This is a genomic window from Variovorax sp. GW821-FHT09B01 (assembly GCF_059418345.1).
Genome location: NZ_JBWKPQ010000001.1, coordinates 739,462 through 752,303, shown reverse-complemented (window position 1 = coordinate 752,303; position 12,842 = coordinate 739,462). Strand labels below are relative to the sequence as shown.

Below are 12,842 nucleotides of genomic sequence, written 5' to 3'. Positions count from 1 at the left end.
AAGCGCCGCATGCAGTTCGACAAGCTCGTCTTCACCTTCTTCAACGGCGACATCGCCGCGCGCTACCTGCCCCAGGTGCTGGACGGCGCGCGCGTGACGATCGAGCTGGGCCTGGCCGTGATCGCCGCCGGCCTGGCGCTGGGCATCGTGCTGGCCTACCTGCGCAGCCTGCCGGTGCGCGGGCTGCCGCTGCTGGTGTCGACGCTGGTCGACATCCTGCGCGCGCTGCCGCCGCTGGTGCTGATCATCCTGTTCTATTACGCGCTGCCCTTCCTGGGCCTGTCGCTCGGCGCCTTCGCCTCGACCTGGCTGGCCCTGACGCTGGTGCTCGCGGCCTTCTCCGAGGAGGTGTTCTGGGCCGGCATCGAGTCGCAGCCGCGCGGCGTGATGGAGGCCGCGCGCTCCACCGGCCTGAGCCACACGCAGGCCATGGTGCACGTGCTGCTGCCGCAGTCGTGCCGGCTGATGGTGGCGCCGCTGACCAACCGCGTGATCGCCATCACCAAGGGCACGGCCTACGGCTCGGTGGCCGCGCTCAACGAGATCCTGAACCAGGCCACCTCGGCCACCAGCTTCGCGGGCAATCCCACGCCGCTGATGATGGGCGCGCTGGGCTACCTCGTGATCTTCCTGCCCGTGGTGGTCGCCGGGCGCTACATCGAGCGGCGCCACGGCGCGGGCCGCCACTGACGCCGCCGAACGGATCCCTCCATGGAACTCATCCTCCAGTACTTCTTCAACCTCGGCGTGGTGCGCGAGGTCGGTCCCTACATCCTGCAGGGCCTGCTCAACACGCTGCTGCTGTCGGCCTGGGTGATCCCGCTCGGGCTGGCGGCCGGCATGGTGCTGGCGCTGGCCGGCTTCGTGATCCGCAACCGGCTGGTGCGCGCGCTGCTCGTGGTCTACATCGACTTCTTCCGCGCCTTCCCGCCGCTGGTGCTGCTGATCTTCCTCTACACCGGCCTGCCCTACCTCGGCATGGAGCTCTCGCCCATGGCCTGCGTGGCGCTGGGCTTCATGCTCAACAACTCGAGCTACTTCGGCGAGATCCTGCGCGCGGGCCTGGAGTCGGTGCCGCGCGGCCAGCGCGAGGCCGCGCTGTCCACCGGCATGGGCCGCCCGGCCAGCCTGCTGTTCGTGGAGATCCCGCAGGCGGTGCGCAACGTGTTCCCCGACCTCGTGAGCAACATGATCGAGGTGGTGAAGCTCACCACCATCGCCAGCGTGGTGTCGGTGCCCGAGATGCTGTATGCCGCGCGCTCCGCGCAATCGATGCTCTACAACCCCACGCCCATCGTGCTGGCCGCGCTGATCTATCTCGCGCTGCTGTGGCCGCTGGTCGTGCTGCTGGGGCGGCTGGAGAAACGCCAGCGCCGCCCGAATCCCAAGGCCGCCTGAGGCGCCTGACCCCTACAACCACCAACGCTGATTGAGGAAGCAATGATGACAAGCAAACGTACCCTGGGCCTGGCCGTCGCCCAGATGGGCCCGGTACATCTGGCGGACACCCGCGAGGCGGTCGTGCGCCGCATGGTCGAGCTGATGCGCGACGCCAAGGGCCGCGGTGCAGAGATGGTCGTGTTCCCCGAGCTCGCGCTCACCACCTTCTTTCCGCGCTACTGGATGGACGAGGCCGAGGCCGAGGCCCGCTTCTTCGAGCCGGCCATGCCCAATGCGCAGGTGCAGCCGCTGTTCGACGAGGCGAAGGCGCTCGGCCTGGGCTTCTACCTCGGCTATGCCGAACTGACGCCCGAGGGCACGCGCTACAACACCGCGATCATCGTGGACCGCGCGGGCGCCATCGTCGGCAAGTACCGCAAGATCCACCTGCCCGGCCATTCCGAGCACAAGCCCGAGGCGCCGTTCCAGCACCTTGAGAAGAAGTTCTTCGAGGTCGGCGACCTGGGCTTCCGCGTCTTCGACACCATGGGCACGCGCTTCGGCATGTGCCTGTGCAACGACCGGCGCTGGCCCGAAACCTACCGCGTGATGGCGCTGCAGAGCGCCGAGGTGGTGGTGCTGGGCTACAACACGCCCTCGCTCAACATCCACTGGAACGAGCCGGTGCACCTGCGCACCACCACGCACCTGGTGTCGCTGCAGGCCAATGCCTACCAGAACGGCATCTGGGTGGCGGCGGCCGCCAAGTGCGGCTCGGAGGACGGCCACCACATGATCGGCAGCTCGGCCATCGTCGCGCCCACGGGCGAGATCGTGGCGCGCTCGCTCACGGAAGAGGACGAGGTGATCTGCGTGAAGGCCGACATGTCGCTGGGCGAGTACTTTCGCCAGCACGTGTTCAACTTCGCCAAGCACCGCCGCCCCGAGCACTACCGCCTGATCGTCGAGCGCACGGGCGCGGGCGAGCCGCTGGTCTGAACGCGCGCACGGAACCCCTCATGGACACCACCATCGCTTCGCTGATCGGCGAAGAACCCTTCGACCTCACGATCCGCGGCGGGCGCATCGTCACCGACGGCCGCGTGGTCGAGGGCGACCTCGGCGTGCGCGACGGCCGCATCGCCGCCATCGGCGGCTCGTTGCCGCCGGGCCGGCGCGACGTGGACGCCACCGGCCGCTGGGTGCTGCCGGGCGGCATCGACAGCCACTGCCACGTCGAGCAGCGCTCGGGCATGGGCATGATGTGCGCCGACGATTTCTACTCGGCCACCGTGTCGGCCGCCTTCGGCGGCACCACCACCATCCTGCCCTTCGCGGCGCAGCACCGCGAGATGTCGGTGCCCGAGGTACTGGCCGATTACAGCCAGCGCGCGGCCGAGAAGGCGGTGATCGACTACGGCTTCCACCTGATCCTGGCCAACCCCGACGACGCCACGCTCTCGACCGACCTGCCCGCGGCCATCCGCGACGGCATCACCTCGCTCAAGGTCTACATGACCTACGACCGCATGAAGCTCGAGGACTACCAGTTGCTCGAGGTGCTCGCGCTGGCGCGGGCCGAGGGCGCGCTGGTGATGGTGCATGCCGAGAACAACGACATGATCCGCTGGATCGCGCAGCGCCTGATCGACCGCGGCCACACCGCGCCCAAGTTCCACGGCGTGGCGCACGATCCGCTGGCCGAGACCGAGGCCACTTACCGCGCCATCGCACTGGCGCGGCTGGTCGACGTGCCGCTGCTGCTGGTGCACGTGGCCGGCGGCGACACCGTGGAAGTGATCCGCCAGGCCCAGACCCTGGGCGCCAACGTGCTGGCCGAGAGCTGCCCGCAGTACCTGTTCCTGACGGCGGACGACATGGATCGGCCGGGGCTGGAGGGCGCGATGTTCTGCTGCTCGCCGCCCGCGCGCGATGCCGATGCGCAGGAGGCCATCTGGCGCGGCCTGATCGACGGCACCCTGGCCACCTATTCGTCGGACCATGCGCCCTACCGCTTCGACGAGACCGGCAAGCTGCCCAAGGGCGACGCCACCACCTTCAAGGAAATGGCCAACGGCGTGCCCGGCATCGAGCTGCGCCTGCCGCTGCTGTTCAGCGAAGGCTTCCTCAAGGGGCGCATCGACATCCACCAGTTCGTGGCGCTCACCGCCACCAACCATGCCCGGCTCTATGGCCTGGCGCCGCGCAAGGGCGCGATCGCGCTGGGCGCCGACGCCGACATCGCGGTGTGGAACGCCGAGCGCGAGACCACCATCAGCGCCGCCATGCTGCACGACAACGCCGGCTACACGCCCTACGAGGGCCGGACCATCCAGGGCTGGCCCGAGGTGGTCGTGAGCCGCGGCCGCGTGGTGATCGAGGACGGCGCGCTGCATGCCGAGCGCGGCAGCGGCCAGTACCTGCGCCGCGGTGCACCGGACCTCAGGCGCCGCGCACCGGTGGCGCCCGTACAGCGCCCGCATGGCCATGTGCTGAAGGCGCTGATCGGCCTCGGGGAGGAGAAGGCATGAACACCACCGCCAATCCGCCGCGCGTGCGCGTGCTGAACCCGAACAGCAGCGTCTCGGTGACCGAGGCCGTGGCACGCGCCTTCCGCGCCACCGTGCCGCCCGCGCAATGCGACTTCGATTGCGTCACCGCGCACGACGGCCCGCCGGGCATCGTCACGCAGGACGACTTCGAGCGGGGCGCGCGCCTCGCGGCCGACGACGTGACCGCGCATGCCGCCGAGGCCGATGCCTTCGTGCTGGCCTGCTTCAGCGACCCCGGCATCGCCGCCGCGCGCACGCACAGCGAGCGCCCGGTCGTCGGCCTGGGCGAAGCCGGCATGCGCGCCGCCATGGCGCGCGGCGAGCGCGTGGGCGTGATCGCCATTGCCAGTGCCGCCATCCCGCGCCACCTGCGCTACTGGGAAGCACTGGGCGTGCGCGAGCGCGTCGTGGCCGAACGGCCGCTCGACCTGCCGGTGCACCTGTCGGGCGATGCCGCCCATGCGCTGGCGCCGATGATCGCGGCGGCGCGCCTGCTGGTCGACGAGGACGGCGCCGACGTCGTGCTGCTCGGCTGCGCCGGCATGGCCGAGCTGCGCGCCCCGCTCGAAGCCGCGGTGGGCGTGCCCGTGATCGACCCTTGCGAGGCGGCGGCCGAACTCTCGGCCCGGCTCGCGCGGGCCTGGCGCGACGGAGCCGCCACGTGAACGACGCCGCACCGCGGCGGCTGGGCGTGCTCGGCGGCATGGGCCCGCTGGCCGGCGCCGCCTTCGCGCTGCGCATGGTGCAGCTCACGCCGGCCGACAACGACCAGCAGCACATCCCCGTGCTGCTGTGCAACGACCCCGCCATTCCCGACCGCTCCTCGGCCTTCCTCGGCCAGGGACCGAGCCCGCTGCCCGGCATGCTGCGCGGCATCGATACCCTGGTGGCCGGTGGCGCCGACTGCATCGCCATCCCCTGCAACACCGCCCACCTGTGGTTCGACGAACTGCAGGCCGCCAGTCCGACACGGCTGCTGCACATCGTCGAGGCCGTGGTGGCGGACCTGCGCCGCCAGGGCGTGACCGAGGGCAAGGTCGGCATCCTCGGCACACCCGCGACCATCGCGATGGGGCTGTACCAGCGCCACCTGCGTGCCGCCGGCTACCAGACCATCGAGCCGTCGCCCGAGGAGGTACAGCGCCTGTGCGTGCCCGCGATCGCGGCCGTGAAGGCCAACCGCATCGACGAGGCTTTCGCGCCCGCGGCCGAAGGCATTCGCGCGCTGGCGCGGCAAGGCGCGCGTGCCGTGGTGCTCGGCTGCACCGAGCTGCCGCTGGCCGTGCCGGCGGCGCGGCGCGGTGAATTCGATGTGGTGCTGACCGATTCAATCGATGCGCTGGCGCGCGAGGCCATCGGGCTGATGCGGCCTGCCGAAGCGTCGGCGCACGCGTCCATGTCGCGCAGGTAGACCGGCAGATCGATCACGGGCGGCCGGCGCGGACCGGGCCGGTCAGCCGGCCGCGCGACTGCCCACCAGCACGGGCGCTGCGCGATAGCGATCCGGGAACACCTTCTTGAGGTTCTCGATCTTGGGCAGGTCGTTGAAGACGATGTACGGCTGCGAGGGATTGCGCGTCAGGTAGTCCTGGTGATAGGCCTCCGCCGGGAAGAAGCGCTTCTGCATCTCGATGGTCGTGACGATCGGCTGGCCGAAGCTCTTGAGCTGTCCGAGCTGTTCGATGTAGGCCTTGGCGACACGGGCCTGCTCCGCGTTCTGCGCGAAGATGGTCGAGCGGTACTGGGTCCCGCGATCGGGGCCCTGCCGGTTCAGCTCGGTCGGGTCGTGGGCCACCGAGAAATAGATCTGCAGGATGCGTCCGTAGCTGATCTGCCGGGGGTCGTAGGTGATGGCGACCGCTTCGGCATGGCCGGTTCTTCCGGTGCCGACCATCTCGTACTGCGCGGATTTCTCGTCGCCGCCGGCGTAGCCGGACACCGCGCTGACGACGCCCTTCACATGCTGGTACACGCCCTGGACGCCCCAGAAGCAGCCGCCGGCGATGACCGCGACCTCGGTGGCCGCGGTCGGGGCGGCGGCATCGACCATGGGCACGGGAATCACGATGGCGTTTTCGGCGGCCAGGCTCGGCACCAGCCTGAAGGCGGCCACGCCGGCCAGCCCGGCGGCGGCCCACAACGCGGCACGGCGCGACAGGGAGCGACCGGTGGACGCGGGCTCGATGGGTGTCGGGGAATCGTTCATGGGACGGGACCTTTCGTGGATGGGCGTGCGGCCGTGCGGCGCGAGCCGGGCCGGCGCGCCTGTTCCTAGTTCGAACGCATCGCGCCGTCGGTTACACCGCGTCGCGAACGAACCGGCGAACCTGCGCAAACGAAAAGTCCCATCGCATGGAATAAGCGGTCCGCGGCGGCGTCTACGTCCGCAACAACCCTCTCTTTCGAGGACTTTCGATGCTGATGACGCTTCCCTCCCGCTTGCGGCGCCCTCGCGCCCTGCTCCTCGGCGCCGCGGCGCTGGCCTGCGCGGCCGTGGCCTTCGGCGCATGGCATGCGCCGCCGTCTGGCATGGGCGGCGATGCCGGCCTGATGGCCCGGCTGATGGACGTCTGCACCTCCCGCGACCCCGCGCAGGCGGGCTTCGCCGCCGAGAACGACGCGGCCATGGCCCGGATGATGGCCGGCATGGCCATCAAGTCCTCCGGCGACGTGGACCGCGACTTCGCCGAGATGATGACCGCCCACCACCAGGGCGCCATCGACATGGCGCTGGCCGAGCTGCGCCACGGCAGCAACGAGCAGCTGCGCCGCATCGCGCAGGAAATCATCGTCGAGCAGCAGCAGGAGATCGCCGCGATGCGCCTGGCGCTCGACCAGCCGCTGCCGCCCTCCACGCCCGCGCCCACGCAGCCTGCTCGCCCGTAAGCGCCGCCAGGTCCACCTTCACTTCCCTTCGAGCACCAGAACACCATGAAGAACCGCCCTTCTCCCCTCTTCCCCTTCTCCCTCCGCTGGCTGACGGCCACGGCGCTGCTGGCCTCGGCCGCCTGCGCGCAGGCCGGCCAGGCGCCGCGTGCCGCCGCCGAAGCCGACATCGCCATGAGCCACCGCGACCGCGTGTACGCGGCCGAGCAGTTCTCCAACACGGTGTCGGTGACCGATCCGGTCGACAACAAGCTGCTGGGCGTGATCCGCCTCGGCGATCCCGCGCCCGGCAACTTCAGCCCGCTGTACCGCGGCCAGGTGCTGGTGCACGGCATGGGCTTCTCGCCCGACCACCGCACGCTCGCGGTGGTGTCGATCGGCTCGAACTCGGTGAGCTTCATCGACACCGCGACCAACGCGGTGAAGCACACCACCTACGTGGGCCGCTCGCCGCACGAGGCCTTCTACACGCCCGACGGCAAGGAGGTGTGGGTCACCGTGCGCGGCGAAAGCCATGTGGCCGTGCTCGACGCCGCCACCTTCGAGGAGAAGACGCGCATCGCCACGCCCAACGGCCCGGGCATGCAGATCTTCTCGCCCGACGGGAAGTACGGCTACATCTGCTCCTCGTTCAATCCCGAGACCGTGGTGATCGACACGGCCAGCAAGCAGGTCGTGGGCCGCGTGAAGCAGGACAGCCCGTTCTGCCCCAACATCGCCGCCACGCCCGACGGCAAGCAGGTCTGGTTCACGCTCAAGGACATCGGCCGCACGATGGTGTTCGACGCGAAGCCGCCGTTCGCGCCGATCAAGGCCTTCGACACCGGGCCGATCACCAACCACGTCAACTTCGCCACCACCGCCAAGGGAAGCTTCGCCTACGTGACCGTGGGCGGCCTCAACCAGGTGAAGGTGTTCCGCACCGACGACTTCTCGCAGGTGGCGACCATTCCCGTGGGCAAGCTGCCGCACGGCGTGTGGCCCTCGGGTGACGGCAAGCGCGTCTACGTGGGACTCGAGAACGCCGATGCGCTGGCCGCGATCGACACGGCCACCAATACCGTGGTCGCGAACGTACCCATCGGCCAGGCGCCGCAGGCGATTGCCTATGTGCCGAATGCGGTGCCGGCCGATGCGGGCGACGGCATGCAGGGCCTGCAGCCGGCCGGGCTGGCCGGGCAGGTCGCGCACCTCTCGCTGGTGCCGGCCGGACCGCGCAAGGAAGCAACCGCGGCTGGTGCGCCGACCAGCGTCGCGCTCTTCGACCAGGGCCTGCTGCAGGTGCTGCAGGCCTCGGCAACGGGACTGGAGCCGAAGCAGCCCTATGTGCTCGCGCTGGCCGACAAGCCCGACGGCAGCGGCACGCGGCAGCCGCTCGCCAACTTCATGACCAACCCGGCGGGCGCCGCCATCGTGAATGCCATCGGGCCGATCCGCCAGCAGGTGAAGGACGGCCCCGCGGGCGATACTCGGCGCTACCTGGTGATCGCGCCGCAGGTCGGCGGCAAGCCCTCGGCCCCGGTGCAGATCCAGGACCTCTGATGGCATCGGGCCTTCCCCCGACCCCGCAGCGCCTCACGCATCCATGAGCGACCTGATCCTGCTCGTCGAGCCGATGATTCCCGCCTTGCGGCGCTATGCGCGCGCGCTGCTGCGGGATCGCGAATCGGCCGACGAGCTGGTGCAGGACTGCCTCGAGCGCGTGATCGCGCGCTGGGCCCAGCGGCGCGAGGCCGAGGACACGCGTTCCTGGGTCTTCGCGATCCTGCACAACCTCGCGGTGCAGCGCATGCGCCAGCAATCGCGCCGGGGCCTGCACCTGGCCATCGACGATATCGACAAGATCGACGAAGGGGCGCTGGGCATGCCCGCGCAGCAGGAGCATCGCGTGCGGCACCACGAACTGATGCGCGCGCTCGACGGCCTGTCGGAAGACCAGCGCGCGGTGCTGCTGCTGGTCGCCGTCGAGGACCTGTCCTATGCCGAAGCCGCCGCGGCGCTCGGCATTCCGGTGGGCACCGTCATGTCGCGCCTGGCCCGCGCGCGCCAGCGGCTGCATCGCATGCTCGACGGTGTCGAGGCCATGCCACCGGCCGATCCGTCGCAGGCCGAGCCTGTGGCACGCCCTCACCTGCGGAGACTCAAATGAACGTCGATCCACCCGACGCCCGACCCATTCTCGAAGAAGACCTGCATGCCTACGTCGATGGCGTGCTCGACCCGCGCCGCCATGACCAGGTGCGGGCGTATTTGCGGCAGCATGCCGATGTCGCCCACGAGGTCGAGGCCCATGCGCGGCACCGGCGCGCGCTGCGCGAAGCGCTGGCCCCCATCGCCGAGGAACCGCTGCCGCCCGGGTTGAACCTCGCGCGCATGGTGGCCGAGCACGATCGACAGGAAGCGCAGGCACGGCGCGCGCCCGCGCGGCGATGGCCCTGGGGCATGGCGGCCGCGCTGGTGCTCGCGCTCGGCGTCGGTGGCGGCGCCGGATGGTCTCTGCGTGGCGTGCAGGCCCCCGAGGGAAGCGGCATCTTCGCGCTGGGGCGCGAGGCGGCGCGCGGCTACGACATCTATGCATCGGATGCCACGCGCCCGGTGGAGATGGGACCGTCGCAGCGCGCGGAGCTCGTCAGCTGGGTCTCGTCGCGGCTGGGACGGCAGGTCGCGATCCCCGATCTTTCGGCCGCGGGCTATGGCTTCGTGGGCGGTCGCCTGGTCATGACCGAGCATGGCCCGGCCGGCCTCTTCATCTACCAGGATGCGCAGGCCACGCGGCTTTCGCTGATGGTGCGGCCGATGGCCGTCGACCAGGACACGCCGACGATGAAGCGGATCGACGGCCCGCACACGGGCTATGCCTGGGCCGACCGCGGGCTGGGCTACGGCGTGGTGGGGGCGAACGAGGCGCGCGTGCTGCATCCGCTGGCCGACGAGATGCGGCGCCAGATCGGCGAGGAGCTCAAGGGGTAGGTCCACGGCAAGCGGCCGGCCCGTCGAGCCGGATGCCGGCGGCGTAACCTTTTGCCCCTGGCAGCCGAACTAGCCTTCGAAGCGGCGGCGCTGCGCCAAGCTGGCGTCTCGCGCGTACTTCGTTATATTCAACAGTACATATCGATGGCCGCCACCCGCCCCATCGTCCAGGAGTTGTCATGACCCATCGTTCGGATCGTCGTTTCTTCCTCGGTGCCTCGGCTTCGACGCTCGGGGCCGCGGTGGCCGCCGCCTGGGGCTGGCGCTCCGGTGCCGCGCAGGCCGCGGAGCCCGGCAAATTCGAGGTCACCCGGACCGACGCCGAATGGCGCAAGCTGCTCACGCCGAACCAGTACGCGGTGCTGCGGCAGGACGGCACCGAACGGCCCTACAGCAGCCCGCTCAACGACGAACATCGCGAGGGCCGCTTCGCCTGCGCGGGCTGTGCGCTCGATCTCTTCTCCTCGAAGACCAAGTTCGACAGCAAGACTGGCTGGCCCAGCTTCTGGCAGCCGTTGCCGAACGCCGTCGGCGAGACGAGCGACAGCTCCCACGGCATGACCCGCACGGCGGTGCATTGCCGCCGTTGCGGCGGGCACCTGGGCCATGTCTTCAACGACGGACCCCAGCCCACGGGCCTGCGCTACTGCATGAACGGCCTGGCCATGAAATTCGCGCCCGGCGCCGCCTGATTCCGCTCCCGCGCACCCGGGCCTTCCACCATGCTGCTGTTCGTCGTCGCCTATCTGGGCGGGGTCCTGACCATCCTGAGCCCCTGCATCCTGCCGGTGCTGCCCTTCGTGTTCGCGCGTGGCGACCGGCCCTTCATGAAGAACGGGCTGCCGCTGCTGATCGGCATGGCGCTGACCTTCGCGGCCGTGGCCTCGCTGGCCGCGGTCGGCGGTGGCTGGGCCGTGCAGGCGAACCAGTACGGGCGCGTCGTGGCGATCGTGCTGATGGCGCTGTTCGGCCTGGCGCTGCTGCTGCCGGGGCTGTCCGAGCGGCTCGCACGGCCGCTCGTGGGCTGGGGCGAGCGGCTGTCCGCCTCGGCCGAAACCACCGGTGCGGGCGGATCGCCGCGCTCCGCCTTCGGCACGTCGCTGCTGCTCGGCGTGGCCACGGGCCTGCTGTGGGCGCCTTGTGCCGGCCCCATCCTCGGACTGGTGCTGACCGGCGCGGCACTGGGTGGCGCCAGTGTCCGGACCTCGCTGCTGCTGCTGGCCTACGCGGCGGGCGCGGCCACCTCGTTGGCCGGTGCGCTGCTGGTGGGCGGACGGCTGTTCAAGGCCATGAAGCGGTCGCTGGGCGCGGGCGAATGGATCCGCCGCGGCATCGGCGCGGCCCTGCTGTGCGGCGTGGCGGCCATCGCGCTGGGGCTGGACACCGGTGTGCTGGCGCAGCTCTCGCTGGCGGGAACCGCCTCGGTCGAGCAGGCGCTGATCGACAAGGTACGGCCCAGGGATGAATCGACGCTGGTGACGACCGGCCCCGATTCCACCGTGATGATGGCGCCCGGCAACGCCATGATGGCCGCCAATACCGCGATGCGGGCCGAGGGCGGCGGCGTCGCGGCGCTGCCGGTCGAAGACCAGGCCCCCTCGCTCGACGGCGCCGTGCAATGGCTCAACTCGCCGCCCCTGCGCATGGATGCCCTGCGCGGCAAGGTGGTGCTGATCGACTTCTGGACCTACTCCTGCATCAACTGCCTGCGCGCCCTCCCCTACGTGCGCGCATGGGCCGAGAAGTACAAGGACAAGGGCTTGGTGGTGATCGGCGTGCACGCGCCGGAGTTCGCTTTCGAGAAGAAGCTCGACAACGTGCGCAAGGCCGTGAAGGACCTGCAGCTCGACTACCCGGTGGCGGTCGACAACGACTATGCGATCTGGCGCGCCTTCAGGAACGAGTACTGGCCCGCGCACTACTTCATCGACGCGCAGGGACGCATCCGCCATCACCACTTCGGCGAGGGCGCCTACGACGAGTCGGAGCAGGTCATCCGGCAGCTGCTGGCCGAAGCCGGGCAAGGCGCGATGCCCGCCGAGCTCGTCAAGGTCGAGGCGCAAGGCGCGCAGGTCGCGGCGGACGGCGCGAACCTGAGATCGCCCGAGACCTACATCGGCTACGAACGCGCCGAGAACTTCGTCTCGCCCGGCGGCCCGGTCCGCGGCAAGGTGCACGGCTACACGGCGCCGTCCCGGCTCGAGGCCAACCAGTGGGCGCTCGGCGGCAGCTGGACCGTGGGCGGGCAAAGCGCCGTGCTCGACAAGGCACGGGGCCGCATCGCCTACCGCTTCCATGCGCGCGACCTGCACCTCGTGCTCGGATCGACGACGCCGGGGCATCCCGTGCGCATCAAGGTGACCATCGACGGCAAGCCGCCCGGGGACGACCACGGCATCGACATCGATGCACAAGGCAACGGGGTGGTCGACGGCCAGCGTCTCTACCAGCTGGTGCGGCAGCGCGGCGCGGTGGCGGATCGGCGCTTCGAGATCGAGTTTCTCGATCCGGGCGTGGAGGCCTTCGCGTTCACCTTCGGTTGATCGCGCGCTAGTCCCAGATCGCCGCGTTCACCAGGTAGTCGGGCAGCGTCCGGGCGGCCAGCACGAGCAGGCCGAAATCCGCGTCGTCGAGTTTCTGCGGCGCGGTGTCGAAGTGGCTCAGCGTTCCGACGACCCGCGCATCGAGCAGCGTCAGAGCGACCGCGTGGTAGGCCCGGATCATTCCCTGGTAGGGACTGCCGTCGAGCAGCGCCTCCTGGGAGGAGTCCTCGACGTGAAGGAAGGCGTCGCGCAGCACGAACCGGCAGAAGCTGTCCGCCAGCGGAAACACGGCGAAGCGTTCGGGCCGTGGTTGTCCCAGCTTGTCGATCAGCAGTACGTTCCTGACCTGATCGCCGTCGACCTTGAAGATGGCGGTGAAGCGGTGCGGAACCGCCGCATTCAGGGCCCGCAGTGCGTGTTCGAAGGCCTGCGCCTGGATGAGCGACAGGACCGAATCCGCCGTGGCTTCGAGTCGCCGCCTCGGTGGCGTGGGCAAGGTGGACATCATCGG

General features: G+C 70.2%; 14 protein-coding genes. 12 read left to right on the top strand and 2 right to left on the bottom strand.

What is annotated here, in order from left to right:
- The first annotated feature begins 9 nt into the window (after positions 1-9).
- From AC07RV_RS03200 to cuyB, 6 genes are read left to right on the top strand one after another with little or no spacing between them, the layout of a single operon-like run.
- The gene (locus AC07RV_RS03200; RefSeq protein ID WP_093349652.1) at positions 10-690 is read left to right on the top strand and encodes an amino acid ABC transporter permease; all 681 of its coding nucleotides are present in this window, start codon (positions 10-12) and stop codon (positions 688-690) included.
- A 21-nt stretch (positions 691-711) separates the two neighbouring features.
- Positions 712-1,398, top strand: coding sequence for an amino acid ABC transporter permease (locus AC07RV_RS03195; protein WP_057593062.1), 687 nt, complete (start codon positions 712-714; stop codon positions 1,396-1,398).
- 45 nt (positions 1,399-1,443) lie between these two features.
- Positions 1,444-2,379 carry an N-carbamoyl-D-amino-acid hydrolase gene (locus AC07RV_RS03190; RefSeq protein WP_296782365.1) on the top strand — a complete coding sequence of 312 codons (936 nt, stop codon included), beginning with the start codon at positions 1,444-1,446 and terminating at the stop codon, positions 2,377-2,379.
- Positions 2,380-2,399: 20 nt separating this feature from the next.
- Positions 2,400-3,911: a dihydropyrimidinase gene (gene hydA / locus AC07RV_RS03185; RefSeq protein WP_296782363.1), complete on the top strand. Its 1,512-nt coding sequence runs from the start codon at positions 2,400-2,402 to the stop codon at positions 3,909-3,911.
- Positions 3,908-4,597 carry an aspartate/glutamate racemase family protein gene (locus AC07RV_RS03180; protein ID WP_296782361.1) on the top strand — a complete coding sequence of 230 codons (690 nt, stop codon included), beginning with the start codon at positions 3,908-3,910 and terminating at the stop codon, positions 4,595-4,597. Before hydA ends, AC07RV_RS03180 begins: the two co-directional genes overlap by 4 nt.
- A complete protein-coding gene (cuyB, locus tag AC07RV_RS03175; RefSeq protein WP_296782359.1) occupies positions 4,594-5,343 on the top strand; it encodes a cysteate racemase in 750 nt (249 codons plus the stop codon). Before AC07RV_RS03180 ends, cuyB begins: the two co-directional genes overlap by 4 nt.
- A 42-nt stretch (positions 5,344-5,385) precedes the next feature.
- Here cuyB and msrA read toward each other — a convergent pair whose 3' ends face one another.
- The gene (gene msrA / locus AC07RV_RS03170; protein ID WP_296782357.1) at positions 5,386-6,138 is read right to left on the bottom strand and encodes a peptide-methionine (S)-S-oxide reductase MsrA; all 753 of its coding nucleotides are present in this window, start codon (positions 6,136-6,138) and stop codon (positions 5,386-5,388) included.
- Between the two features lie 344 nt (positions 6,139-6,482).
- Between msrA and AC07RV_RS03165 the strand changes: the two genes are divergently transcribed.
- The 6 genes from AC07RV_RS03165 to AC07RV_RS03140 all read left to right on the top strand — a co-directional run bounded on the left by AC07RV_RS03165 (position 6,483) and on the right by AC07RV_RS03140 (position 12,331).
- A complete protein-coding gene (locus tag AC07RV_RS03165) occupies positions 6,483-6,818 on the top strand; it encodes a DUF305 domain-containing protein (protein WP_296782524.1) in 336 nt (111 codons plus the stop codon).
- Between the two features lie 45 nt (positions 6,819-6,863).
- Positions 6,864-8,360 (top strand): YncE family protein, encoded by a 1,497-nt coding sequence (locus AC07RV_RS03160; RefSeq protein ID WP_296782355.1) that lies wholly within the window; start codon positions 6,864-6,866, stop codon positions 8,358-8,360.
- Positions 8,361-8,403: 43 nt separating this feature from the next.
- On the top strand, positions 8,404-8,967 hold the full coding sequence (locus AC07RV_RS03155; RefSeq protein WP_296782353.1) for an RNA polymerase sigma factor: 564 nt from the start codon (positions 8,404-8,406) through the stop codon (positions 8,965-8,967).
- Complete coding sequence (locus tag AC07RV_RS03150) at positions 8,964-9,788, top strand: anti-sigma factor family protein (protein ID WP_296782351.1); 825 nt, start codon at positions 8,964-8,966, stop codon at positions 9,786-9,788. The genes AC07RV_RS03155 and AC07RV_RS03150 overlap by 4 nt, the downstream gene beginning before the upstream one ends.
- Positions 9,789-9,967: 179 nt before the next feature.
- Positions 9,968-10,480, top strand: coding sequence for a peptide-methionine (R)-S-oxide reductase MsrB (gene msrB / locus AC07RV_RS03145; RefSeq protein ID WP_296782349.1), 513 nt, complete (start codon positions 9,968-9,970; stop codon positions 10,478-10,480).
- A 30-nt stretch (positions 10,481-10,510) separates the two neighbouring features.
- Complete coding sequence (locus AC07RV_RS03140; protein WP_296782347.1) at positions 10,511-12,331, top strand: cytochrome c biogenesis protein DipZ; 1,821 nt, start codon at positions 10,511-10,513, stop codon at positions 12,329-12,331.
- Positions 12,332-12,338: 7 nt separating this feature from the next.
- Here AC07RV_RS03140 and AC07RV_RS03135 read toward each other — a convergent pair whose 3' ends face one another.
- Positions 12,339-12,839 carry a guanylate cyclase gene (locus AC07RV_RS03135; RefSeq protein ID WP_296782345.1) on the bottom strand — a complete coding sequence of 167 codons (501 nt, stop codon included), beginning with the start codon at positions 12,837-12,839 and terminating at the stop codon, positions 12,339-12,341.
- Positions 12,840-12,842 lie beyond the last annotated feature (3 nt).